Raw genomic sequence first — 23568 nt, forward strand, 5'->3', positions numbered from 1 at the left:
AATTGTGGTAGATTAAAATAATACATAGTATACATACAGGAGGATTTTTTTTATGAAAAAAGGGTTAGTTTTATCAATTATGTTAGTTTTAATGTTAGTACTTACAGCTTGTGGGCAAACGCCGCAAGAGAAATTTGCTGACACGTATTCAAAAGCGCTTGACGTTCCAGATCAATATACTCAAAAAATGTCATTTAAAATTGATAATTTAGAGTCAGATGATATTTATGGTAGTGAAGCATCCACAATTGAAATGCTTAAGAAAATGCAGCTCGATGCAACAACATCTATCGATAAAAAAGCAGAAAAATCTTATGTGGCATTCAATCTTAGCTCAGATGGTGCGCTTAATTTTGACCTTGAAGTGGACGTTTTGATGAACGACAAAACAGGGGAAGCTTATATTCCATTAGATACAATCGTTAATCCAGACGATAATTTAAAGACGTTGCTTGACCAACAAACTGGCGGGGTTTTTTCTAAAATTAATCAAACTTATCCAGATTTGAAAAATAAATACATTAGTACATCTGAACTTTCTGAAACATTAGGGGAGACAGGTGACAAAACGACTAAATCGTCTGAATCAGTTACAAAAGCGATGGAAGATTTACAAAAGAAATTGAATAAAATTATCACAGACTACTTAAACGGTATGGACGAAAATCGTTTTACAGAAGATGATAATGGTAATATCACAACGACTTTAACTAAAAAAGATTTCGTTAACTTAATGAAGGACTTTGAAAAAGCACTTGGCGAAGATAGCGTGAAAAAAGATGTTAAAGCGATTGCTGAATCGCAAGGAAGTGTAACGGATTTTGACGAAGAATATGAAGATTTTCGTTTAGATTTAGCAGATACAATCAAAGATATGCAAAAAGAAAAAAATATTAAAGTTAGCCTGAAAATGTCGATGAAACCAGGTAAAGATGATAAATTTGAATCGATGACAATGAAAATTAATGCAGAAGATACAGAAAGCAACACGAAACTAGGCGGCACATTTAAAATCGAAAATGTTGCTTTCAAAAAGATTCCTGCATTCCCGAAAGATGATGAAATTGTAAGCACAGATGAGCTTCAAAAAATCATTCAAACCGTGATGATCCAAAGCATGTACGGCGACAAAGATTTATCAGATTCTAATTTTTAAAAGCGATAAAGAACAGCTGGGAAGCTGTTCTTTTTTGCGTTCTATGGTATGATAGGAACAGAAAACGATGGACAGGTGAAAAAAATGAAAGTCAAAAAGCACACGAAAAATGCCGAAGAGACAATCGCTCTGGCAAAAAAAATCGGTCAAAATGTAGATACTTCGTTCGTTATTTTGCTTGAAGGCGATTTAGGCGCTGGAAAGACTACCTTTACAAAAGGACTTGCTGAAGGACTAGGTATTACACAGCTCGTAAAAAGTCCAACCTTTACTATAATTCGTGAATATACGAGCGGGCGCTTGCCGCTTTATCATATGGATGTTTACCGTTTAGAAGAAGCATCGCCTGATGAACTTGGTTTTGACGAATATTTTTTAGGCGATGGTCTAAGCGTCGTTGAATGGGCGCACTATATCGCAGAAACCTTACCTAGCGAGTATTTGAAAATTACGATTTCACGGGTTTCAGATGATGAGCGAAACTTGGAATTTGAGGCAGTTGGTACGCGTTACAAGACTTTCTTGACGGAGGTTTTAGAATGATATTAGGGATTGATACAGCGACAGATACGATGAGTATTGCACTTTTAGCAGAAGGGCAAATCATTGGGGAAATGACGACAAATTTGAAAAAGAATCATAGCGTAAGACTTCTTCCGGCCATTCAGGAGCTAATGCAAGAATGTGGCGTGGCGGTAAGCGATGTAACAAAAATTGCTGTTTCTAAAGGCCCGGGGTCTTATACAGGGCTTCGAATTGGGGTCACGGTAGCCAAGACGCTGGCATGGGATTTGAATATTCCTATCGTAGGCATTTCGTCTCTTCAAATTTTAGCCAAAAGTGGGATGTACTTCCCGGGGAAAATTGTGGCGCTGATGGATGCGCGGCGCGAGAACGTTTATGCGGGTGTCTACCGTCAAGGTGATGCGCTCGAAAATTTGCTCCCCGACCAGCATATTGCGCTAACCGAATTGCTCGCAAACTTTAGCGGGACGACTGAAAAAATTCTATTTATCGGTGCAATCCCGCCGAATTTGCAAGACCGAATTGCGGGCGAACTCGGGCAACATGCAGTGTTTGCTAGCGCCGACACAAATTTTGCGCGGGCAGCTAGTCTTGTCGCGCTCGCTCAACACGAAAGCGGCACGGAGGCAACGAATTTCACGCCTGACTATTTGAAACTTGCCGAAGCCGAAAGCAAGTGGCTCGAAGCGAGGAAGAAAGCATGATTTCTTTTGAAAAAGCAACGCAAGAAGATATCGAAGCGCTGCTCCAAATTGAGCATGCTGTATTCAGTTCCCCGTGGTCGCGTGAAGCCTTTTTAAATGAATTCACAATCAACCAATTTGCCCATTATTTACTAGCCGTTTTAGACGGGCGAATCATTGGCTACGGTGGCGTTTGGCTCGTACTTGACGAGGGGCATATTACGAATGTCGCTATTCATCCCGACTTCCAAGGGCAAAAATACGGCGAGGCGCTACTAAAAGCGCTGTTAGATTTAGCAAAGCAGAACGGTGTCATAAACATGACGCTTGAAGTGCGCGTATCCAATACGCGGGCACAAAATTTATATCGGAAATTTAATTTTCAAAACGGCGCAATTCGCAAACGTTACTATCCAGATAACGACGAAGATGCGCTTGTAATGTGGGTGAATTTATCATGACGAAAAATGAAACGATTATTTTAGGCATTGAATCAAGCTGCGATGAAACAGCTGCTGCCATCGTAAAAGGCGGCACGGAAATTTTATCGAACGTCGTTGCCTCCCAAATTGAGAGCCATAAACGCTTTGGCGGCGTCGTACCTGAAATTGCCTCGAGGCACCACGTCGAACAAATTACCATTGTAATCGAAGAGGCGTTAAATCAGGCGAATGTCACGTTAGATGACGTAGACGGGATTGCCGTAACAGAAGGACCTGGTCTTGTGGGAGCGCTACTCATTGGGGTGAACGCCGCTAAAACGCTAGCTTTTTCGCACCAAAAACCGCTCATTCCCGTGCATCACATCGCCGGCCATATTTACGCGAACCGCTTTGAAACCGAGATGCAGTTTCCGCTGCTTGCGCTTGTCGTAAGCGGAGGACACACAGAGCTTGTTTTGATGAAAGAACATAATGATTTTGAGATTATCGGAGAAACGCGCGATGACGCAGCTGGTGAGGCATACGATAAAGTGGCGAGAACGCTTGGTTTGCCTTATCCTGGCGGAGTCCAGATCGACCATCTAGCGAGAGAAGGGGAAGACACATTCCACTTTCCACGTGCGATGATGGACGATGGCAGCTACGATTTTAGTTTCAGTGGCTTAAAATCTGCGTTTATTAATTTGCTCCATAATATGCGCCAAAAAAACTTAGAACCAAGTCCTGCTGATCTAGCAGCTAGCTTCCAGGCGAGCGTTGTCGACGTCTTAGTCACCAAAACAATTGCTGCCGCAAAAGAATACGGCGTTAAACAATTGCTTCTTGCAGGCGGTGTTGCGGCAAACCAAGGCTTACGCGAACGAATGATTCAAGAAGCAGAACTTGAAATTCCAGCCGTCCAATTGGTCATCCCGCCGCTTTCACTTTGCGGAGACAATGCCGCCATGATTGCAGCAGCAGGAACGGTAGCCTACGAAGAAGGCAAATTCGGCAACTTAGCCTTAAATGCCAAACCCGGTTTGTTATTTGAAGAAGTTTAAAAAAGCTAGGACGAATTTTCGTCCTAGCTTTTTTCTATGCATTCAATTCTTCAATTTCCTCACTCACGATTTCCCAGTCGGCCATTAAGGCTTCGGCAACTTGTTTAATGGCATCCAATTCTTCGGTAATCGCGTAACTTTTTTCGTGGTCGTTAAAAACCGTTGGAAGTGTCAACTCATGTTCGAGTGAAGCGATTTTCGCATCGCATTCTTCCATTTTTCCCTCAATTTCAGCAAGCTTTCGTGTTTTTTGCCGTAATAATTTTTGCGCTTCCTTGCTTTGCTGGTACGCCGCCTTGTTAGAAGGATTTTCCGCTTGTGCTGGCATTTCGCCTTTCCGAAGTTTCTCTTCCATTTCAAGACGCGCAATTTCTCTGTTTTCCGCAATTTTCTCCTGATAGTAGTCATAGTCGCCTAAATAGCGCGTCGCCCCAGTCGGACTAAGCTCAATAATATCTTGTGCGATGCGGTTAATGAAGTAGCGGTCATGCGAAACGAACAAAATCGTGCCTTCAAAATCAATGAGTGCCGCCTCCAAAACTTCCTTACTTTCAATATCCAAATGGTTGGTCGGCTCATCGAGAATAAGCACATTTGCCCCGAGTAGCGTCAGCTTTGAAAGCGCCAAGCGGGCCTTTTCGCCGCCACTAAGCGTATCCACAATTTTTAAAACATCATCTTCTGAAAAAAGGAAATTTCCAAGTGTGGTGCGGACCGCTTTCTCGTCTAGTTCAGGATATTCATCCCAAAGTTCTTGTAAAATCGTCTTTTTGGAAGAAAGCTTAGCTTGTTCTTGGTCGTAATACCCGATTTTAACGCCAGCGCCAAAACGAAAATCGCCCTTTAAAACAGGGATTTCACGAATGAGTGACTTTAAAAGGGTAGACTTGCCAATTCCGTTTGGCCCAACAAGTGCAATACTATCACCGCGCTTCATTTCAAACCGAACATTTTGCGCCACCAATTTGTCTTTCGAATAGCCAATTGCAACATCTTCGACAAATAAAATGTCATTTCCGGGCGTGCGGTCAAATTGAAAACCAAAATGGGCCGCTTTTTCATTTCCCGCCGGCCGATCTAATCGGTCCATTTTTTCCAGTTTCTTCCGCCGGCTTTGCGCCCGTTTCGTTGTCGATGCACGAACAATATTCCGAGCAACAAAGTCTTCCAATTTGGCAATTTCCGTCTGTTGTTTCTCGAATTCCTTCCAGTCTTTTTCAAGCTGCTCCTGTTTTAAAACAAGAAAACGACTGTAATTTCCAACATAGTGAGTGATTTTTGTCCGGGAAATCTCATAAACTTGGTTCACCACGCGGTCCAAAAAATAGCGGTCGTGCGAAACGATGAGCAGCGCGCCCGCATAATTTTGCAAATACCCCTCAAGCCACGAAAGCGTCGCAATATCCAAATGGTTGGTCGGCTCATCTAAAATCAAAAGATCTTGTTTGGATAAAAGTAGTTTCGCAAGTGCAAGCCTAGTTTTCTGCCCACCACTTAAAGCCGCGACTAATTTTTCATAATCCTCTTCAAAAAAATGGAGACCATGTAGCACCGAACGAATTTCCGCTTCATACGTATAGCCGCCGCGTTCCTTGAAAAGGTGTTGCAGTTCATCGTAACTATCCAAAGCCTGCCTTGCCGTCTCAGCATCCGCGTATATACCGCTGTCCGCCATTTTAAGCTCCATCTCGCGCAGCTCGCGTTCCATGTTACGCAAGTCTTCAAAAACAGTCAGCATTTCATTCCAAATCGTCTTGCTCGACTCAAGCCCCGTATTTTGCGCCAAGTAGCCAATCCGCACATTTTTCGGCTTTGAAATTTGCCCCGCATCATATGAAGTCTGCCCCGCAATGATTTTCAGAAGCGTTGATTTTCCCGCCCCGTTTCTGCCAACTAGCGCAATCCGGTCATTTGTTTTAATTTCTAATTTTATATTTTCTAAAATCGTTTCCGCACCAAAGTACTTCGCAATTTGTTGTACTTGCAAAAGAATCATATTTTTCTCCCCTATCTCTTTCTAGTTTAGCGTAAAGGTGAGCCCGTTGCAATCACACATTTGATTTTGTGAAATCATTAGCATTAATTGTGATTTTACGATACAATGAGAGCAGGTAAACAAAATAAATACTGATAAAATAAAGGTTTTCTAAATGTGTGAGCAAAAAGTTTGTGCATTTTATGTGAAATGTTTATAGTATATAAGCAAGCATGTGAAGGAAAGAGCAGTCATTTTGCTTGAAAACGAACCATATTTTATCAGGAAGAAGGGACTAATTGGCATGATGGATGAAACGACAAAAATTCCACAGGCGACAGCAAAACGCTTACCGTTATATCATCGCTATTTGAAATATCTACATGAATCAGGAAAAGAACGTGTATCTTCGGCAGAGTTAAGTGAAGCTGTAAAAGTGGATTCCGCAACAATTCGCCGCGATTTCTCATATTTCGGCGCACTCGGCAAGAAAGGATATGGTTATAATGTTTCTTATATTCTTGACTTTTTTGGAAAAACGCTCAGCCAAGATAAAGAAACGAACGTTGCCATTATCGGTGTAGGGAATCTTGGAACCGCACTACTTCATTATAACTTCATGAAAAACAATAATATTCGCGTTTGTGCTGCATTTGATGTAGCTCCTGCAAAAGTAGGTACCGTCCAACAAGATATTCCAATTTATCATTTAAATGATATGGAAGAAATTTTAAAAGAAAATAATGTTGAAGTGGTCATTTTAACTGTACCATCTGATGAAGCTCAAACAACGGTGGATAAATTGATCGAAGCAGACGTGAAGGGGATTCTAAACTTTACGCCAGCACGTATTAGCGTGCCAAAACAAGTACGCGTCCATCATATTGATTTGACAACTGAATTACAAACATTAATTTACTTCCTAGAAAACTATCCATCTAAAAATTAAAACGCAGCTTAAGAAGCTCAAAAATAAAAGAACTTTGATGTAACTATCTGAACCAGCGCTTAAGAGTGCTGGTTTCTTATAAGAGGTGAAATGAATGAAACGACTGAAAAAATTAAATTGGACGCAGTGGGTTGCCCTTTTTATTTTTGTATCCATGGGGATTTCGATGATTGTGACCATCTTTGAAATTTTTACTGCCCCCGCGTCACAACCAGCAACAGGACCAAAAGTAACGCTCCGAAGTGATTATATTTTCTTACTGGTAGAAATCATTTTAGGGATTATTATTTTAGCTTTACCGTCCATTGTTTCTAGACGATTTAAATTTGAAATTCCGGGGCTTGTGTACCTCATGTTTATCGTTTTTCTATACGCCTCAATTTATCTTGGAACCATTCAACAATTTTATGCGAATGTACCTCACTGGGATAAAATATTGCATACGTTTAGTGGTGCGATGCTAGGCGCAATAGGCTTTTCTTTTGTGAGTTTACTCAATGCTAACGATAAAGTCGTCATGAACATGAAGCCCGGCTTTGTTGCGATATTTTCTTTCTGTTTCGCGGTAACGCTCGGCGCTTTCTGGGAAGTGTATGAGTATACATTCGATGCTCTTTTAGGTTTAAATATGCAGCGCTTCGAACTCTCTAACGGAACGCCACTCGTTGGGCGGGCTGCTCTCACGGATACCATGACAGACGTTATTGTCGACATCATTGGCGCATTAGTTATGGCCATTATCGGATACTGGGCGCTAAAAAAAGGTCGCCCGTGGATGAAACAATTTGAATTTAAACGGACAAATAAAAAAGATGAGCTCGGAAGATAATCCGAGCTCATCTTTTTTTATAGAAACTATTTTTCAACATCTTTTTGTTTCGGCAAATTGTCTACATAACTATCAGAATACTGGAGTAGTTTTCGACTTGCTTCAAAACGTTTTTTGATATCAGCAGAGAGTTCTTTATTTCCGCCGTTATAATAAGTGGCTTTGCCCGTTTCAAAACTTTCGTCTGGTTCATACATATAATCATTTGCCATGTAGCTACCTTCTGGCATTGTGTAGCGTTCTGGCACAAAATTCGTTTGCGTATTTAAGATGTCCTCCCCAAACATAATCTGGTCAGTTGCTTTAATCCCAAGAAGATTGAGAACGGTTGGCATTACGTCAATTTCGCCGCCGATATTATCAATCTTGCCTGTCTTTTCAACGCCCGGAATGTGGAGGTAGAACGGAATCCGGTAGTCATCAGCAGGCTGCGCTTTTAGCTCACTAGAACGATTGACGTAGCTTTTTTGGTCATCTGTAAGCTTTGCCGTATCAATGATATGGTGGTCACCGTACATCACAACGACAGAATCATCCCAAATACCATTTTTCTTCAATTTATTAATAAATGCACCAAGCTGTTTGTCCGCATAGTGCACTGCTTGGAAATAGTTCCCAAGCTCTGTGCCTTCCAAGTTTTTCGGAAGGTTAAGCGATTGCTTGCTCTCTGGAATATTAAATGGCATATGACTGCTAACCGAAATAAGTTGCGCATAGAAGTTTTCATCGTTTTGATAATGTTCTTCTAAAATTGGCATCGCCTTATTGTATAAAACCTCATCGCTCGGCGAAAAGCCAATAACATCATCATCGCCAAAGAACGAGCGATCATAAAACTTATCAAACCCTACTGCTGGATAAAAATTGTCCCGATTATAGAAACTCGCGTCGTTCGTGTGGAAGGTTGCCGTCTGATAACCTTTCTTAGAAAGCGTCCGCGGTAATGATGGAATAACGCGGTCACCGTAAGTTTGCGTATTCGTATAGTAGCCGCTAGGGAAGGTGGAGGTATACACAGACCATTCCGCATCAGCCGTATTAGATTTTGAAACCGTTTGGAAAAACGAATCCGAGTAGAGCGTTTCGCCTTCCAATTTGTCGAGTGTTGGCGTGACGGATTGCCCGTTTAGTTTTACACCCGTCAAGTTGCGCTGGAAGGATTCTAACTGGATAATAATTAAGTTTTTCCCTTTTGCAATGCCGTAGTAGTCCGGATTCTTTTTAACTTCAACGCCTTTTATCGTACGGATATTATCTGCTGTAATATCAGCCGCCCGAACATCGGTCGTTCCAGTAAAAGCCGTAGCTACATTAAAGGTAAACACACCCATCTTTTCAGCGCGTTTCGTATCACTAATAATATTTTTATTCATCATATCATAAGTGAAAAATCCAATTAGAAGCAGAAGAACAGCAAGCGAGATGCCAAAAGTTCGTCTTTTTATTTGGAAAGTTTTAAAACGCACACCTTTTTTTAAGTCCAAATAAAGAACAACTGGTAACAAGAGAAGATTCGCAAAAAATAGCCAATCGTACCATTTCAATAAGCTAGTTGCGCTATCTTTGACAACGCCGACTTCACCAATTAAAGAAAGGCTGTGATAAGTTGGAATTTCATTGTAAAACCGTCCATAAAGAACGAAAACAAGCATCAATATTCCAAGAAAACATGTTAGACCCGCATAAACATAAACTTGCGCACGAGGACGTACAAAAGCATGTATGAGAAGCAGTAAAATAAGGACAAACGATAAATCGGCCATAAAGCTAAGCCAATTTGGATCTTGAAAAACTTGGAAATAGGCTAAGGCAAATTGACCAACAATTAAAATCAAATAAATAATTAACAAGATAAAAGCCTCTTTCTTTTAAAAAATAGGTTAAGTTTCCCCAATTATATCTATTTTAACGCACCCGATTTTGAAGTGCAAATATTGCGGAGAATTTTACAAGTTGGCACTTTAACACTGTTGACCTTTAAAGTGCGAAAGGGTATGATGAGAAAAAATAATTTTTTACATTAAGGGGATTTCAGATGTCTATTTTTAGAAAAAAATCAATTGAGGAATTATTACCAAATAAAGGAGGACATATTCGACTAAAACAAACGCTTGGCGCATTTGATTTAATGCTCCTTGGTGTCGGTGCCATCGTCGGGACGGGGATATTCATTTTACCAGGTACTGTTGCTGCAATGCATTCAGGACCTGCCATTGTCTTTTCATTGGTGATTGCCGCCGTTGTTTGCGCACTTGCTGCGCTTTGTTATTCAGAATTCGCATCCTCTGTGCCAGTTGCAGGCAGTGCCTACACATATGGCTACGTGATTTTCGGTGAATTTATCGCATGGGTACTCGGTTGGGCGCTCCTTCTTGAATATGGCCTAGCCGTCGCGTCTGTCGCAAGCGGTTGGTCCTCTTACTTAAATGCCTTTTTGAAAGGCTTTCATCTCGAAATTCCAACCGCCATTTCGGGACCATTTAATCCGGCCGAAGGGACATATGTCAACATTCCTGCAATTCTAATCATCTTCATCGTTGCTTTTCTGCTCACTAAAGGTATTCGCGAATCTACTCGTGTGAATACCGTCATGGTTATTTTAAAAGTGAGCGTCATTCTGCTTTTCATTATCGTCGGGGCATTTTATGTGAAACCAGCCAATTGGCAACCGTTCATGCCATTCGGTTTCAGTGGCGTCCTAAACGGAGCCGCGCTTGTTTTCTTTGCATATTTAGGATTTGACGCGGTTTCAAGTGCCGCAGAAGAAGTGAAAAATCCAAAACGCAATATGCCAATTGGAATTATCGGTTCACTTTTAATTTGTACAATTCTTTATATGCTTGTATCTGTTGTTTTAACGGGTATTGTACCTTATACAGAATTAAATGTAACAGACCCTGTTGCTTTTGCACTGCAAGTCATCAATCAAGACTGGATAGCAGGAATTATTTCTTTAGGGGCAGTTGTTGGAATGCTTACGGTCATTCTTGTTATGACATACGGCGGCACGCGTTTAGTCTATGCGCTAGGTCGAGATGGCCTACTGCCGAAGATGCTAGCTGAAATTGATCCAAAACATAGCACACCTGTTAAAAATACATGGATTTATGCATCAGTTGTCGCTATTTTGGCCGGACTTGTTCCACTTGGGAAATTAGCAGAGCTTGTGAATATGGGGACTTTAATTGCGTTTATGATGGTTTCTCTCGGCATTTTATTTTTACGAAAAAATAAAGAAATTGCGCCTGGAAGCTTTAAAACGCCGTTCTATCCCGTGTTACCAATTGTGTCCTTCTTACTTTGTGGTTTCCTTATTACACGCCTAGCGACGCTTACTTGGATTGTATGTGGCATTTGGTTTGTTATTGGGGTTATTATTTATTTTGGATATGGGAAGAAACACAGCACACTAGAAAAACAAGAGACTTACAAAAAGTAAGTTGAATCATTCGCATTTTTTCCTCCCATATGATGTAATAGAAGGAACCAATATTAAAGGAGAAATGTAGAATGAGCGACGAGTTTAAGTTAGGGGCAGTGGTTTTAAAGGTGGCAGATTTAGCCAAAATGGCGGCTTTTTATGCAGAGGTTATCGGTCTTGTTAAACAAGCGGAGTCAGAGGAAAAGGTGCTGTTTGGCGCGAAAAACGATGGCGACACACTTCTTGTTCTAGAAAAACTAACAAATGGAGTGCGCCCCAACATGCCGCGAACAGGTTTATTTCATACGGCTTTTTTAGTGCCCAATCGTGCGGCGCTTGGCGATATGCTGATTCATTTGATCAAATCGAAGTATCCGCTTAGTGGAGCGGGCGACCATGCATACAGTGAGGCCATTTATTTAGCTGATCCAGAAGGGAATGGCATCGAGATTTACCGCGATCGCCCCTTTGCCAAATGGCGCATTAACGAAGACGGCACGTATCCCGCAGTAACTGAAGAAGTCGATGCGGACGCAATTATTGATGCAGCTACGCGAGAAGAGTTCCACCAGATTCACCCAGAAACGAAAATCGGACACGTTCATTTGCAAGTGAGCGATATCGAAGCAACAGAAGAATTTTACGGAAATATTCTCGGTTTAAACATTCAAACCAAAATCCCGTCTGCCCGCTTTTTTGCAGAAGGTCGTTATCATCACCATATTGGCAGTAATATTTGGGCAGGAACAAACTTGCTGCCGCGCGCGGAAAATGAAACGGGCTTGGCCTATTTTACAATTGTAACGTCTAAATTCAAAGAATGGGAAACGCGTCTTGCGAAAGCCGGATTTAAAATGGAAAAACGCCATTTTGGTGTGCAAGTAAGCGATCCAAACGGAATTTTAATTATGTTGCAAGAACCCCAAATTTAGGAAAAGACAAATTGTCAAAAAGTTGATAGAATAAAGTTATCTTTTTGGATAAACGGGGGAAGCCAAATGATAGAATTCTATACAGCACACGGCAAGCAAGAAATGAAAAAATTGGAAGCCGCTAAAAAGGGAAGTTGGATTAAAGTCGTTTCACCGTCCGCATCTGAGATTGAAGAACTGAGCGCTATGTATCACATACCTAAACATTATTTTCATGATGCGCTTGATGAGGAGGAACGGTCACGAATTGAATTGAAGCGTACGGAGGAAGAAAAACGCCATTCGCTTGTCATTGTTGACTGTCCTTACGCGACAAAAGATGAAATGGGCTACACCACATACGAAACGATGCCAATCGGAATTGTTTTAGCAGATGATATTTTTATGACGATTTCGATACGCGAAGTTCCTGTTTTAACATCGATTATTGAAACGCCAATCGATTATTATGATACGGCTAATCATACGCGGTTTTTACTACAAATTCTTTATGCGGTTTCTTATTTTTATTTAAAATATTTAGATAAACTGATTCATTTAATGAATGAACTTGAAGGGAAAATTAAGCAATCTATGAAAAATGAACAGCTGTACGCGTTTATGGCAGTTCAAAAGAGTCTGGTGTTTTTTGCTACAGCATTACAATCGAATAAAGCGATTTTAGATAAGATGCAAGATGTGGAGCATTTTATGCAAAATCAAGGCAACCATGATTTACTTCGCGATGTTGTGATTGAAAATAAACAAGCAATTGCGATGACGGATACATACACACAAATTATAAGCGGCATGTCAGATATTTTTTCATCCGTTATTTCAAATAATTTAAACATGGTGATGAAGTTTTTAACGTCTTTTACGATTATTTTATCTCTCCCAACGATTGTCGGAAGCATTTACGGGATGAATGTGAAGCTACCTTTCGCTCATGAGGCAAATGCTTTCTCAGGTATTATGCTATTTACAATTATTCTGACACTACTTGTAACAGTTATTTTTTGGCGAAAAAAATATTTCTAGTTTGACATAGGAGGAAACATAATGGAAAAACAAACATACGAAAAACTAGCTTATTACACGATAAAAGAGAAAATTTTGAGCGGAAATTTGCGAGTAGGAGACCGAGTTACCGAAACGGTTATTGCAGACGAACTGAAAATTAGCCGTACGCCCGTCCGAAAGGCCTTAGCAAGCTTGGAGAAGGAAGGATTAATCGAAGTTCGTACAAATCGCGGAGCTATTGTCATAGAAAGCAGCATGTCCGTTAATCGTTTTGTCGAGTTGTTAGAGATAACTGAAATCATGATAAATCAAACGTTGACTAAAGTAGAAAACAAACGAATTCAAATCGACATGGGATACTTCCAGAAAAAAGTTGAGCAATTGAAGATGCTTCATCAAAAAGGCGAGGAAGATCAGTTTATTGCGGAACTCTTCAATTGCTTTTTTGCATTCATTCGCTTGATGCAAAACACGTATGCGAATCGTTTCGTACAAATGATTGAAAGCGACTTTGACTCAAAAGCACAAAAAGAGATTAAAATTATTCCTTTTATTTTAGCCGAAAAAACGATTCGCTGTTTAGAGGTGACAATTCAAAATGTACAGGACAACGATTTTGTTGCTGCACGAAAAGAAGTACAAACTATTATGAATCAATATATTGTGCAAACATTCCGTTAGTATTTAGTGAGGAGCATCTTGTGCGCCTCACTTTTTTTGTGCAAAAGGAGATAACTGGTTGAAATGCATAATTTTATTTTCATGTATAAATAGCAAGGAAAAGTAAAATAATCCGATATAGTTAAAAAGACCCATTTTTTAGTACACAAAAACACGTTTTAGCGAGAACAAAATTATTTACTGAAAAATCTTATATTGAAAAATTTAAAGAAATGGCTTTATATAGCAGTTTCACAAAGTGATTTCATAAAATAATCCACATTTCGAGTTTTTTTGTTTACTATTTATTTAGACAGATTCAAATAGGGAAGATGATGCATTCAAAAAAACTAGCTTTGTTTCGTGAGAGGCATATGATATAATATGAGAAAGTTCATCGGTTGAAGGAGCGTTAGAATTTTGAAAAGTAAACGAGAATACAAAACCCTTGATAAGGTTGTTTATTACAGTGTCATTGAAAAGATTAAAAATGGTGAATTGAAGCCTGACGAGCATCTTACAGAAGAACGATTATCAAAAGAATTAGGCGTCAGCCGGTCACCAATTCGTAAAGCGATTACTGCTTTAGTAGCAGAAGGTGTTTTAGATTACCGGACTTACAGTGGTGTTGTAGTCAAAGATTCAATTGTTGATTCCACACGTTATGTGCAACTTCTTGAAGTTATTGAATTGTTTGTGAAAGCAACATTCGATAGAATTGAACAATCAGAGGAAGAAATGGATATCGAAGAGCTAGAAAAGTGTGTACAATCAATGGACAGAGCATCATATTTGCGCGATTTAGATGAATACATTTTTAATGAACATCAATTTTTCTTACGATTAATCAATTATTCCGGAAACCCTTACTTTAAAGACATGGCTAAGAAAGTATTTTTCAATATCAAATACTTTTCTGCAGATGCAATTACGAATCACAACGAAGAAATGCGTGAACGCAACATCAAACAATTTGGTGTGATTATTTCATTTTTGAATAAGAAAGATTATGAAAATGCCTTTTTAGAAATTAAAAAATTATTTTTAAACTACGGCACATATGCGTTTCGTTAATACTAAAACTAAAAAAGTGTAACCCAGTTAACTGGGTTGCACTTTTTTTTGATACAAACTATAACCATCTTTACTATTTAAAAACGTAAATGTTTCGGCGTACAATTGGTTGAGAGCATTATTTGAGGCGAGGGTGTCTAGACGAATGAAAGGGATACGTGCTGATGCAGCTAGTTCTTCGGCGAATTGCAGCATTCGGGCTGAAAGTTGCAGACCTTTGTAAGGGCGAGCAATCATCAGGCGGTGGATGTAAAATGCTGGTTCTGTTGCCTGTTCTTCCCATAAATTTTCGTCCCAAGCACTCGGCGTTTTTCGCACAATCATTGTTCCAGCCGTTTGCTCTTTTTGGGTTAAAAGGAAAACTTCATTTTGATGGATGCGCTCACGGATTTGATGGACGTCTGTCCCATCTAAAATGTCATTCCACTGCGTAGAACCTGATTTTTTTAACCAAGTAGCGGTGTCGATCATTAATTTTTCAACTGCTTGGTAATCTTTTGAAGTAGCTTGGCGGATTTCAAAGTTCACGCCGTTTACTGCGAATTTACTTTGGTTCATCAGGTTTGTTTTCCTCCGTCTGTTCAAAGCTTGATTCGTTTTCTTTAGAAGAGAACGTTTCATTGAAGTATGGCGTTTCTTCTTCGAGTGGTGGTGCGATTGTGCCGAATAATTCATCGTGGAAAACAGCGAAAGTGGTCGTCATGTAAGGGAACAAATAGATGGAAATGGCTACGACTACGAGATACCCGAGCAGGAATAGGAAAATCGCGCCTATTGAAATACCAAAGCCCATGGCGTCAATGACTGAGCCGTCACCGTTCATATCGTTATAATTGCCAGTGGCAGCACCAATGCCAAAGATAATCGCGGATGTAATAAAGATGGCGACAGGAATTAAATACCAAAGTAAGAAAGTTAGTGAAAGGCCAAATAATTTTCCTTTGTAGCCGTTCATCATATGACGACTTTGAGTAATCGCATCAAGTGCTGAAATTTGTGGGTTATCTCTTAAAATAAAGAAAGTTTGTGAGTAAGAATAGCCTTTAATAATGCCTGGAATAATAAATAAGAGCGACCATAAAAATGTGAAAATAGAAACAAGTAGAAAAGCTAAGAAAGTTCGACCAAAATCTTTAAAAGCGCTAAACATATAGGCTACATCGGGCTCATCTTGTCGGCTAATCGCTAAGAAGAACCAAGTTACACCTATCGTAATTGGTCCGGTAATAAGCATGCCAGCTACCCAACCAATAACTGGAATCCAGCCTATCGCGGCTGATACTGCTGCAGTAATAATCATGCTAAGCAAATAAACACCAATTGATATTCCCCAATGTCCCTGTAATGCACTTTTTGCAGCACGCCGCATTTCTGCATTTGTTAACATAAAAAATCTCTCCTTTTTCTATTATTTATGTATTAAAAATAGCATATTCTACTAAGGAGTTACAGCAAAAGGCTAGCAAATTGAAATTTCTTCTAAATTATCGGAAAAATAGGATTGTTTTTCTTTTTTTAGGGAAAAGGAGAGTTAGTCTTTGATTTTTTGATGGAGGTGTCGTTTGTGAAAGAAGATGAACGTAAAGAATTAGAGGACCGCTTAATAGACCTTAAACATGAATATCAGAATCTAGTTGCAGATTCGCGTGATTTTGAAGATCCGCAGTTGCAAAACGGTCCAATGAATGCTGCAGAAGTAAGGCTTAGCAGCATCAGGCATGAAATTAAAAAAATTGAAAAACACTTAAAAAAAGATCCGATTGAATAAATAGGCAAAAAACGTCCTTTTTCTTTCTAATCGGACGTTTTTGTTTGAAACAGAGGTGAACATGAATGAAACCGATTTTTGTAGTTGGCGATGTGCATGGTGAAATAGGCATGCTTGAGAAAATCCTTGAAAACTGGAATCGTAAAGAGGAACGCCTTTTATTTGTAGGGGATTTAATCGATCGCGGTGAAAACCCAGGTGCAGTCCTTAGGCTCGTTAAGCAATTATCAGAAGAACATGATGTTATCGTTTTAACTGGCAATCATGAAAAAATGCTACTTGATTGGTTGAAAGAACCAGCTGAAAAAATGGCGTATTACATTAGCCAAGGTGGTATGGAGACGATTCAATCACTGCTACGGGAAAATATCGAGGAAAAAATCACACCTGATGAGCTTAGCAAACGCGTCATGGAGGAGTCAGGCGAGCTAATCGCGTTTATTCAAGATCTCCCTTTATACCATGAGGAAAAGCAGTACGTTTTTGTTCATGCGGGGGTAGATTTAACGATTCCCGACTGGCATAAGACGGCAGAAAAACAGTTCTACTGGATTCGTGAACCGTTTTTATTTGGCGAGAACCGAACAGGAAAAGTATTTATTTTCGGACATACACCCGTTCAAAATTTACATAGTGATGGCTCGAGTAATATTTGGATTTCAAAAGATCAAACGCGCTTAGGAATTGATGGCGGAGCTGTGTTTGGCGGCAGTTTGAATGCTATCGTCGTGGAAGAACATGCCGTAACGAAATTATATCGAGTTGGAAAAAATGAGCCTTTTGAAACAAAATAAAGTGAATCGTTTGATGGATAGCGGTTTTCTATATATTTTGCTACAATAGGCTCATTCTAGTTAAAAGGAAGTGTCTTTATGCGGAAAGCAACCGTGATAAGTTTGCTGGCCGTGTTTTTTGTTTCTATAGTCGCCATTTTCGGCGTTATATATATAAAAACACAACAAGAAGAAGCAAAAGTGAAGGAAACGATTATTCCAACAGTTTTTGTGCATGGCTATAAAGGAACGGCGAACTCATTTGGTCATTTATTAAATCGAATAGGAAGCGACTCTCGGACTAAACAAATCGCCATGCAAATCATGATTAAGCCAAACGGTCAATTAAAGGTAAGAGGTCATCTGGATAGCCAATATAAAAACGGCGATTCAGCGGTACAAATTTTATTTGAAGATAACCGGGCGAGCCTTTCCAAGCAAACGTTATGGCTCCAAAATGCGATGAAATACATTCGGGAAAAAGAGCATATTAAAACAGTCAATTTAGTCGGCCATTCCATGGGAGGGCTTGCCATTTTAAGCTATCTTGAAAATACGCCAGTAGATGCCGCGTACCCCGTGCCACAAAAGTTTATTGCGATTGCGACGCCTTTTAATGGCATAGATAGGGCGGACTACTTTAAGTTGCAAAAAGACCCAGCCGCCCATGATTTGAAAGCTGGATCAGATGCACTTAAAAACCTCGCAAAAAATAAAACGAGGATTCCTAAAACTATTCAAATGCTCGCCATTGCTGGAGATCAAAATCATACAGGAACAGACGGACTTGTACAAGTGGATAGTGTGTTTTATGCAAGAAACTTTTTTCCAAAAGCGAATTATCAAGAACGCCTAATTTCTGGAACAAATGTGACGCATAGCGGCTTACATGAAAGCTTTGAAGTAGACGCGTTGCTAAGTCAATTTTTATGGGATTTACCAGACGGAATGGAAAAAGATAACGGTTCAAACTTAGATACCGTTCCAAATGTTGAAAAATAAAAGGACGTAGCCAAGTGGCTACGTCCTTTATTTTAATAATAAGGCGCCATAAATAAGTACACTAAAACACCAGTTAAACTAACATACAACCAAATTGGCATCGTCCAACGAACAATTTTCTTATGCTTGTCAACTTGCATCGTCCAGCCCCAGACAAGCGCGAACAGCGCAAGTGGCACAACAACCGCAGCAAGAAAACTATGCGTAATAAGAATGAAGAAATAAATCGGGCGAACAAAGCCAGTCCCACCAAATGTACTCGTTTCAGCCGAAAGAAAATGGAATGTTAAATAGGAAACGAGGAAAAATAGCGTTGAAGTAAAAGCAGCTAAAATGAAGCCACGATGCAATTTAATATTTTTCTTCACAATGATTGCCCAAAGTGCAATAACTAAGAAGACAAAAGTGAAGCTATTAAAAATCGCATTCATTCTTGGGAAAATTGTTAAGTCAAAATGAACGGCACCTTGATAACCAATTGGTGAAAAGAAAAGTAATAAAATAATAATGACAGCCACAGCAGAAAAAATCATAATTGGCCAAAAATAATTTTTATCCGTTGCAGCAGGCGTTAATTTCTCTTTATTTTGCTCCATGTAAAATAAATCCCCCTTAAAATAAGTTCAAATTCATTATACATGATTACGTCAAATAAAAAAACAATAGACTGTTGATAAACGGCAATCTTCACCATTTGTCATCAGTCTATTTTGCTTGTTACGTTTCGTTTAGCTATAGAAATTAAGCCTTACAATTTAACGATTTTCCGCTTTATTATAAGCCCCGTGCCAAACCGGGCCAATAAATTGGTTCAAAGCAAATCCGCCTTGAATAGCAGCAGTAACAAAATCTTTTGCCTTAGCAACCGCATCAGGAACAGACAAACCTTTCGCAAGACCAGCAGTAATCGCCGCCGCAAACGTACAACCAGCACCGTGGTTATAGTTTGTGTTAACTTTTTCCACTTCATAAATCGTAAAATCATTGCCGTCGTACATTAAATCAATCGCTTTATCGCTCTCAAGCGCTTTGCCACCTTTAATGACCACATATTTTACACCAAGTTCATGAATTTTTTTAGCCGCCGCCTTCATATCCTCAACCGTTTTCAGTTTTCCAAGACCAGAAAGCTGCCCCGCTTCAAATAAGTTTGGCGTTGTCACTGTCGCAACCGGCAGCAATAAATCACGAATCGCCGCCGCATTTTCCGGCTGAATAAGCTCGTCCTCGCCCTTACAAACCATCACCGGATCAATGACAATATTGGTTAAATCGTGTGCAAGAATGGCTTCGCGAGTCGCTTTAATAATGTCCACCGAGCCTAGCATCCCCGTTTTCATTGCATCAACAGGACCACCCGATAAAATCGTTTTGAGCTGCTCCCGCACAAGCTTAGCATCAATAGGTGTCACACCGTGCGACCAGTTGTTATCTGGATCCATCGTCACAATCGTTGTGAGTGCAGAAAATCCAAAAGTTCCATATTCTTCAAATGTCTTTAAATCAGCTTGGATACCAGCGCCGCCGCTAGAATCAGAACCAGCAACAGTTAAAGTTTTTTTAATCGTCATTTTAAATTCCTCCAAAATTAATCATTAATTAATCATTTGCTTCGAGCATTTTATAAATGGCTTCCGCAACCCCGTGCTCATCATTGGTGGTGGTTTCATATTTGGCGCGTTTCTTGACTTCCGGCTCTGCGTTGCCCATCGCCACACTGTAACCTGCCATTTTAATCATCGAAAGGTCGTTCATATTGTCGCCAATCGCAAATGTTTCTTCAAGCGAAACGCCGAGGCGCTCCACATAATATTGTAACGAAATGCCTTTTTGGGCCGCGCGATTCGTGATTTCAATGTTGTCAGAAAAAGAAGAAGTAATCGCAAGTTCATTCGACACACTTAGTTCTTTTTTTGCTCGAGTTAAAATATCAGGGTTTGGCGAGAACGAAATGAATTTCAAGATGTTCATCTCCTCGTTTTCAAAAACCCGATTGACATCCGTAATTTCATGAACGTCTTTCGCTTGAAAGCGCTCCTCAATTTGCTCGCTAATCGATTGAACGGGCTTGTCAGGATGCATTTTGCGATACATTTCAATCAAAAATTCTTTACCTTGCTCTTTGTTTGTCGAAATCGGCCCGATATCAGTAAACAATTCCGTGTACATTCCTAAATCAGAAAGAATTTGAAATGTTTTTCTCGAAATATCTTTGTCGAGCGTATGTTGCAACAAAATTTTACCGTGTTCATCGCGCACTTCTGCGCCGTTCATACAAATGGCCGGCGCGTACAAATTCGCTTTGTGAATAAGCGACATCGCATCATCGTACATCCGCCCCGTACATAAAACAAAGTGGACGCCTTTAGATCTTGCAAATTCAATCGCTTTTACGTTTTCCTCAGTAACACGTATGTCGGAATTTAGTAGCGTACCGTCCATATCAGAAGCAATAACTTTAATCATAAATAAGAATCCTCCTAGTGTTTTCACTTCCTCTAGCATAGCACTTTTTAAAGAAAAATGCAGTTGTCTTGTTTAAAAAGCGCCACATTTTGCGTCCCCCGTGAAAGTTAGCTATAATAAAGCGTGAAGTATAGTGGAAAGAGGTGCTAGAATTTGAAAAAAGAAGTTGAAAAAATGCTTGCGGGCGAATTGTATGATCCGTCCAACTATGAACTCGCGCATGGCCGCGCACGCGCACGCAAACTCATTCGCGAAATCAATGATACAATAGACGCAGCAGCGCGAACTGAACTTTTAAAACGCCTATTCGGCGGAACGGGTGAAAAAGTATTTTTAGAACCGACACTCCGCGTTGATTACGGCTCAAATATTTATCTTGGCGAAAATTTCTTCGCGAATTTTGATTGCGTCATGCTTGATGTGTGCGAAATACATATTGGTGATAATTGCATGCTCGCGCCTGGCGTGCACATTTATACCGCGACGCATCCTCTTGAACCGACCGAACGAAATAGTGGGCTCGAACTAGGTAAGCCCGTTAAAATCGGCAATAACGCCTGGATTGGCGGACGCGCGGTTATTAATCCCGGCGTGACACTTGGCAATAACGTCGTTGTCGCATCAGGCACCGTTGTCACAAAAAGTTTCGGCGACAATGTTGTCATCGGCGGCAACCCAGCGCGCATTATTAAAGAAGTCAAAGGAGTTTAAATGGTGAACGTTTCAGATCAGGCGTTATTTCAAAAAATGGAGGAAGAGCTACGTCAGGCGAAGGAGCTAAGCGGCGCTGAACAAAACGCGCATCTGCACACATTGAAAATTCTCACAGAACTGGCTCTTTCTGAAACTAAAACGGATGTCGCGCCCCAAAATGATGCGGCGCACATTCCGCACGAGAGTACACCAGCTGTCCCTCCGGCTTTAAACCAAGGAAAAAAACTCGATATGTCAGACGGTGCGAATGGTGATTCGCTGTTTGATTTTTAAAGGGGGAGAACGATGAAAAATGGTCTTATAACGGGCGGCATTTTTGCGATGCTTGCCGTCATGATTGGCGCTTTCGGTGCGCACGCGCTAAAGGATATTTTAGGCAGCCACGTGGCCACGTATGAAACGGGCGTTCAATATCAAATGTTTCACGCTGTAGCGATTTTAATTTGCGGCGTCGTCCAAGAAAAACTAAACAGCCGTCTTATTAGCGCCGCGATAATACTATTTTCTGCAGGCATCATTTTATTTTCAGGCAGCCTTTACGTTTTGAGCATCACTAAAATCACGTTTTTAGGAGCCATCACACCAATTGGCGGCGTTTGTTTTATTTCCGGCTGGCTTTGTTTTATCATCGCAGCTGCAAAATCGCGTCCCGGTTACCATTCATTTTAAAAAGGAAACCAACATTTTATTTCAAAAAAAAGTCTTTCGTCATAAAATTTTAATATAAACATTTAAAAAAAGAGGATTATTTCTATTTTTGCGGGGTATTTAATTAGCATAAGCAACGATAACTTATTTACTTTTTCTCCCTTTTTAGTGATAAGTTATCCTTTCTTACCTTAAACTCCCTTTTTGTGGCGCTATGCGGCTTGTCTAAGCCTATGGCGTCTTTTTTTGCTGATTTTTTGAGGATGGAGTGGTTGTCCTAGAGTTGGTAGAAAAATAAGTGAGTACAATGAGCTATCAATAGCTTCTAAAAATAGTGTATGGTATATTGAAATAGTAAGAAAAATACATAATGTTGGAGAGGGTTTTATTTTAGAAAAATCAGGCTGACTCTTCGTAGAGCCCGAGATTCCGTGAAAACTTATGATACAAGTATGCATAACATTAACCAACAGAACTTTGGTTTTCAACTTTTATGCTGATTGTTTGAATTCGAAAAACGTCTCTTGTGGCTTAACAAGAGACGTTTTTATGAATGGAATCTAACTAAAGCGCTGTAGTTTCATTAAAATCATGTTCAATGCAAGTATTTATAATCGTTCACATGGTAGAATGAATAGGCTGTGGATTGTCCTTAGAGACTTTCTAGTCGAGTAAAAGGAGGGGTAGAATGAAAAAAACGTCAATAATTATTATAAGTATAGTACTATTAATCGCTATCGTAATCGGTATAAAAATGGGAGTTGATAAACATATGAATAACAACGAAGAAGCGGAAATGATGGAAATTGTACATAGTAAAGAAGCGGAAAAAGTTTATAAAAAAACAATAATGTATAATGATCCTAAAGCTTTTACAAGTGAAGGAGTTATATACATATACAAAATTGATGATAGTAGTATAGAAGAAAATCCTATGGGGGGGATAATGGTTAACTTAATCATTAACAACGACAGCGACTTAGTAATCGATATTATATTAAGCAAAGATAGTGATAGAGGTGAATTAAGCGATGATGCGGGTGGAACCTCTGAAAAACTAGAAAGGCTTTTAGAGAAAGAAGGGAATTGAAATGGCAACTATGCTCACAGAAAAGAACCGAGTTCAGATTGCAAAACAGCAGTATAATAAAAATATGGACGTTGGAAAGCCTATAAAAATCGACGGGGGAAGAAAAATAGGTACACTTTCAGAAAAAGTGAACAACAAAGCAACAGGCGAACAAACATACATAGTTACTAATGGGAAAAATAAAGTAACAGCCAATTCCTCGCTCTCAGAACGTGAGAAAGTTAAAGAAGTAACTGTTTTATACCGCGGCTCCACTGCCCCTAATGAACTATCGTGGGGCGCACCTGAAGTGAATAACGACTTTGCAGCGGATTGGTTGCAGAATGATGTTCCTGCAGCAGCAATGGTTTTAGTGGGAAAAGGGGAGGTACCCCACAGTTAAAAAGTTCAGCGAATACTTTGAAAAAAACGCTTGAAA

At 39.9% G+C, this 23568-nt stretch carries 27 protein-coding genes; 20 read left to right on the plus strand and 7 right to left on the minus strand.

The annotated features are described in order from the left end of the window. Positions 1-52 precede the first annotated feature (52 nt). The 5 genes from CFS60_RS09720 (at position 53) to tsaD (ending at position 3847) form a co-directional block, all read left to right on the plus strand. Complete coding sequence (locus CFS60_RS09720) at positions 53-1156, plus strand: hypothetical protein (RefSeq protein ID WP_088810534.1); 1104 nt, start codon at positions 53-55, stop codon at positions 1154-1156. Between the two features lie 84 nt (positions 1157-1240). Then, on the plus strand, positions 1241-1699 hold the full coding sequence (tsaE, locus tag CFS60_RS09725) for a tRNA (adenosine(37)-N6)-threonylcarbamoyltransferase complex ATPase subunit type 1 TsaE (protein ID WP_088839196.1): 459 nt from the start codon (positions 1241-1243) through the stop codon (positions 1697-1699). Continuing rightward, positions 1696-2385: a tRNA (adenosine(37)-N6)-threonylcarbamoyltransferase complex dimerization subunit type 1 TsaB gene (gene tsaB / locus CFS60_RS09730; protein WP_088839168.1), complete on the plus strand. Its 690-nt coding sequence runs from the start codon at positions 1696-1698 to the stop codon at positions 2383-2385. Before tsaE ends, tsaB begins: the two co-directional genes overlap by 4 nt. Next, positions 2382-2825: a ribosomal protein S18-alanine N-acetyltransferase gene (gene rimI, locus CFS60_RS09735; RefSeq protein WP_088810532.1), complete on the plus strand. Its 444-nt coding sequence runs from the start codon at positions 2382-2384 to the stop codon at positions 2823-2825. Before tsaB ends, rimI begins: the two co-directional genes overlap by 4 nt. Next, the gene (gene tsaD, locus CFS60_RS09740) at positions 2822-3847 is read left to right on the plus strand and encodes a tRNA (adenosine(37)-N6)-threonylcarbamoyltransferase complex transferase subunit TsaD (protein ID WP_088810531.1); all 1026 of its coding nucleotides are present in this window, start codon (positions 2822-2824) and stop codon (positions 3845-3847) included. The genes rimI and tsaD overlap by 4 nt, the downstream gene beginning before the upstream one ends. A gap of 34 nt (positions 3848-3881) precedes the next feature. On the opposite strand, the gene CFS60_RS09745 is transcribed toward tsaD, so the two are convergent. Further along, a complete protein-coding gene (locus CFS60_RS09745) occupies positions 3882-5843 on the minus strand; it encodes an ABC-F family ATP-binding cassette domain-containing protein (RefSeq protein WP_088839169.1) in 1962 nt (653 codons plus the stop codon). Between the two features lie 283 nt (positions 5844-6126). Here CFS60_RS09745 and CFS60_RS09750 point away from each other — a divergent pair, with 283 nt between their 5' ends. Then, the gene (locus CFS60_RS09750; protein ID WP_088810529.1) at positions 6127-6771 is read left to right on the plus strand and encodes a redox-sensing transcriptional repressor Rex; all 645 of its coding nucleotides are present in this window, start codon (positions 6127-6129) and stop codon (positions 6769-6771) included. Between the two features lie 103 nt (positions 6772-6874). Beyond that, a complete protein-coding gene (locus tag CFS60_RS09755; RefSeq protein WP_088810618.1) occupies positions 6875-7600 on the plus strand; it encodes a hypothetical protein in 726 nt (241 codons plus the stop codon). Between the two features lie 26 nt (positions 7601-7626). On the opposite strand, the gene CFS60_RS09760 is transcribed toward CFS60_RS09755, so the two are convergent. After that, positions 7627-9450 carry an LTA synthase family protein gene (locus tag CFS60_RS09760; protein WP_088810528.1) on the minus strand — a complete coding sequence of 608 codons (1824 nt, stop codon included), beginning with the start codon at positions 9448-9450 and terminating at the stop codon, positions 7627-7629. Between the two features lie 185 nt (positions 9451-9635). Here CFS60_RS09760 and CFS60_RS09765 point away from each other — a divergent pair, with 185 nt between their 5' ends. The 5 genes from CFS60_RS09765 (at position 9636) to CFS60_RS09785 (ending at position 14689) form a co-directional block, all read left to right on the plus strand. Continuing rightward, on the plus strand, positions 9636-11039 hold the full coding sequence (locus CFS60_RS09765; RefSeq protein ID WP_088839170.1) for an amino acid permease: 1404 nt from the start codon (positions 9636-9638) through the stop codon (positions 11037-11039). A gap of 71 nt (positions 11040-11110) precedes the next feature. Next, positions 11111-11953, plus strand: coding sequence for a VOC family protein (locus CFS60_RS09770; protein ID WP_088810526.1), 843 nt, complete (start codon positions 11111-11113; stop codon positions 11951-11953). A 66-nt stretch (positions 11954-12019) separates the two neighbouring features. Continuing rightward, entirely contained in the window at positions 12020-12973 is a 954-nt protein-coding gene (locus CFS60_RS09775) for a magnesium transporter CorA family protein (RefSeq protein ID WP_088810525.1), read from the plus strand. Between the two features lie 21 nt (positions 12974-12994). After that, a complete protein-coding gene (locus CFS60_RS09780) occupies positions 12995-13636 on the plus strand; it encodes a GntR family transcriptional regulator (protein ID WP_088815527.1) in 642 nt (213 codons plus the stop codon). A gap of 399 nt (positions 13637-14035) precedes the next feature. After that, complete coding sequence (locus CFS60_RS09785) at positions 14036-14689, plus strand: GntR family transcriptional regulator (protein ID WP_088810523.1); 654 nt, start codon at positions 14036-14038, stop codon at positions 14687-14689. 27 nt (positions 14690-14716) lie between these two features. Here the strand turns inward: CFS60_RS09785 and CFS60_RS09790 are convergent, their stop codons facing one another. Next, positions 14717-15247: an N-acetyltransferase gene (locus tag CFS60_RS09790; protein WP_088815526.1), complete on the minus strand. Its 531-nt coding sequence runs from the start codon at positions 15245-15247 to the stop codon at positions 14717-14719. Then, the gene (locus tag CFS60_RS09795; protein WP_088810521.1) at positions 15234-16076 is read right to left on the minus strand and encodes a DUF975 family protein; all 843 of its coding nucleotides are present in this window, start codon (positions 16074-16076) and stop codon (positions 15234-15236) included. Before CFS60_RS09795 ends, CFS60_RS09790 begins: the two co-directional genes overlap by 14 nt. A gap of 177 nt (positions 16077-16253) precedes the next feature. On the opposite strand from CFS60_RS09795, the gene CFS60_RS09800 reads away from it, so the two are divergent. The 3 genes from CFS60_RS09800 to CFS60_RS09810 all read left to right on the plus strand — a co-directional run bounded on the left by CFS60_RS09800 (position 16254) and on the right by CFS60_RS09810 (position 18232). After that, the gene (locus tag CFS60_RS09800) at positions 16254-16457 is read left to right on the plus strand and encodes an Lmo0654 family protein (protein ID WP_088839172.1); all 204 of its coding nucleotides are present in this window, start codon (positions 16254-16256) and stop codon (positions 16455-16457) included. A 65-nt stretch (positions 16458-16522) separates the two neighbouring features. Then, positions 16523-17251, plus strand: a complete 729-nt coding sequence (locus CFS60_RS09805; protein ID WP_088839174.1) for a metallophosphoesterase — start codon at positions 16523-16525, stop codon at positions 17249-17251. 78 nt (positions 17252-17329) lie between these two features. Then, positions 17330-18232: an alpha/beta hydrolase gene (locus tag CFS60_RS09810; protein WP_088839176.1), complete on the plus strand. Its 903-nt coding sequence runs from the start codon at positions 17330-17332 to the stop codon at positions 18230-18232. A 32-nt stretch (positions 18233-18264) separates the two neighbouring features. On the opposite strand, the gene CFS60_RS09815 is transcribed toward CFS60_RS09810, so the two are convergent. From CFS60_RS09815 to CFS60_RS09825, 3 genes are all read right to left on the minus strand, one after another. After that, complete coding sequence (locus CFS60_RS09815) at positions 18265-18828, minus strand: DUF420 domain-containing protein (protein ID WP_088810517.1); 564 nt, start codon at positions 18826-18828, stop codon at positions 18265-18267. Between the two features lie 159 nt (positions 18829-18987). Next, on the minus strand, positions 18988-19803 hold the full coding sequence (pdxK, locus tag CFS60_RS09820) for a pyridoxine/pyridoxal/pyridoxamine kinase (RefSeq protein WP_088839178.1): 816 nt from the start codon (positions 19801-19803) through the stop codon (positions 18988-18990). Between the two features lie 28 nt (positions 19804-19831). Continuing rightward, entirely contained in the window at positions 19832-20698 is an 867-nt protein-coding gene (locus CFS60_RS09825; protein WP_088810515.1) for a Cof-type HAD-IIB family hydrolase, read from the minus strand. A 153-nt stretch (positions 20699-20851) separates the two neighbouring features. Between CFS60_RS09825 and CFS60_RS09830 the strand changes: the two genes are divergently transcribed. The 5 genes from CFS60_RS09830 to CFS60_RS09850 all read left to right on the plus strand — a co-directional run bounded on the left by CFS60_RS09830 (position 20852) and on the right by CFS60_RS09850 (position 23532). Beyond that, positions 20852-21409, plus strand: a complete 558-nt coding sequence (locus CFS60_RS09830) for a maltose acetyltransferase domain-containing protein (RefSeq protein ID WP_088815524.1) — start codon at positions 20852-20854, stop codon at positions 21407-21409. After that, entirely contained in the window at positions 21410-21685 is a 276-nt protein-coding gene (locus CFS60_RS09835) for a YwdI family protein (RefSeq protein WP_240310301.1), read from the plus strand. Between the two features lie 12 nt (positions 21686-21697). Continuing rightward, the gene (locus tag CFS60_RS09840; RefSeq protein ID WP_088810513.1) at positions 21698-22081 is read left to right on the plus strand and encodes a DUF423 domain-containing protein; all 384 of its coding nucleotides are present in this window, start codon (positions 21698-21700) and stop codon (positions 22079-22081) included. A gap of 667 nt (positions 22082-22748) precedes the next feature. Further along, positions 22749-23150: a DUF1310 family protein gene (locus CFS60_RS09845; RefSeq protein ID WP_088839179.1), complete on the plus strand. Its 402-nt coding sequence runs from the start codon at positions 22749-22751 to the stop codon at positions 23148-23150. Position 23151: 1 nt separating this feature from the next. Then, the gene (locus CFS60_RS09850) at positions 23152-23532 is read left to right on the plus strand and encodes a hypothetical protein (protein ID WP_088839180.1); all 381 of its coding nucleotides are present in this window, start codon (positions 23152-23154) and stop codon (positions 23530-23532) included. The last annotated feature ends 36 nt before the right edge of the window (positions 23533-23568 follow it).

The organism is Listeria sp. ILCC792, assembly GCF_900186135.1.
GTDB classification, from domain to species: Bacteria; Bacillota; Bacilli; order Lactobacillales; family Listeriaceae; genus Listeria; species Listeria goaensis.

What these genes read in the sequence shown, in the direction of transcription:
- CFS60_RS09720 (WP_088810534.1), top strand. Translation starts at nt 53, where the DNA reads ATGAAAAAAGGGTTAGTTTTATCAATTATGTTAGTTTTAATGTTAGTA.
- tsaE (WP_088839196.1), top strand. Translation starts at nt 1,241, where the DNA reads ATGAAAGTCAAAAAGCACACGAAAAATGCCGAAGAGACAATCGCTCTG.
- tsaB (WP_088839168.1), top strand. Translation starts at nt 1,696, where the DNA reads ATGATATTAGGGATTGATACAGCGACAGATACGATGAGTATTGCACTT.
- rimI (WP_088810532.1), top strand. Translation starts at nt 2,382, where the DNA reads ATGATTTCTTTTGAAAAAGCAACGCAAGAAGATATCGAAGCGCTGCTC.
- tsaD (WP_088810531.1), top strand. Translation starts at nt 2,822, where the DNA reads ATGACGAAAAATGAAACGATTATTTTAGGCATTGAATCAAGCTGCGAT.
- CFS60_RS09745 (WP_088839169.1), bottom strand. Translation starts at nt 5,843, where the DNA reads ATGATTCTTTTGCAAGTACAACAAATTGCGAAGTACTTTGGTGCGGAA.
- CFS60_RS09750 (WP_088810529.1), top strand. Translation starts at nt 6,127, where the DNA reads ATGATGGATGAAACGACAAAAATTCCACAGGCGACAGCAAAACGCTTA.
- CFS60_RS09765 (WP_088839170.1), top strand. Translation starts at nt 9,636, where the DNA reads ATGTCTATTTTTAGAAAAAAATCAATTGAGGAATTATTACCAAATAAA.
- CFS60_RS09770 (WP_088810526.1), top strand. Translation starts at nt 11,111, where the DNA reads ATGAGCGACGAGTTTAAGTTAGGGGCAGTGGTTTTAAAGGTGGCAGAT.
- CFS60_RS09775 (WP_088810525.1), top strand. Translation starts at nt 12,020, where the DNA reads ATGATAGAATTCTATACAGCACACGGCAAGCAAGAAATGAAAAAATTG.
- CFS60_RS09780 (WP_088815527.1), top strand. Translation starts at nt 12,995, where the DNA reads ATGGAAAAACAAACATACGAAAAACTAGCTTATTACACGATAAAAGAG.
- CFS60_RS09790 (WP_088815526.1), bottom strand. Translation starts at nt 15,247, where the DNA reads ATGAACCAAAGTAAATTCGCAGTAAACGGCGTGAACTTTGAAATCCGC.
- CFS60_RS09795 (WP_088810521.1), bottom strand. Translation starts at nt 16,076, where the DNA reads ATGTTAACAAATGCAGAAATGCGGCGTGCTGCAAAAAGTGCATTACAG.
- CFS60_RS09805 (WP_088839174.1), top strand. Translation starts at nt 16,523, where the DNA reads ATGAAACCGATTTTTGTAGTTGGCGATGTGCATGGTGAAATAGGCATG.
- CFS60_RS09810 (WP_088839176.1), top strand. Translation starts at nt 17,330, where the DNA reads ATGCGGAAAGCAACCGTGATAAGTTTGCTGGCCGTGTTTTTTGTTTCT.
- CFS60_RS09815 (WP_088810517.1), bottom strand. Translation starts at nt 18,828, where the DNA reads ATGGAGCAAAATAAAGAGAAATTAACGCCTGCTGCAACGGATAAAAAT.
- pdxK (WP_088839178.1), bottom strand. Translation starts at nt 19,803, where the DNA reads ATGACGATTAAAAAAACTTTAACTGTTGCTGGTTCTGATTCTAGCGGC.
- CFS60_RS09825 (WP_088810515.1), bottom strand. Translation starts at nt 20,698, where the DNA reads ATGATTAAAGTTATTGCTTCTGATATGGACGGTACGCTACTAAATTCC.
- CFS60_RS09835 (WP_240310301.1), top strand. Translation starts at nt 21,410, where the DNA reads ATGGTGAACGTTTCAGATCAGGCGTTATTTCAAAAAATGGAGGAAGAG.
- CFS60_RS09840 (WP_088810513.1), top strand. Translation starts at nt 21,698, where the DNA reads ATGAAAAATGGTCTTATAACGGGCGGCATTTTTGCGATGCTTGCCGTC.
- CFS60_RS09845 (WP_088839179.1), top strand. Translation starts at nt 22,749, where the DNA reads ATGAAAAAAACGTCAATAATTATTATAAGTATAGTACTATTAATCGCT.
- CFS60_RS09850 (WP_088839180.1), top strand. Translation starts at nt 23,152, where the DNA reads ATGGCAACTATGCTCACAGAAAAGAACCGAGTTCAGATTGCAAAACAG.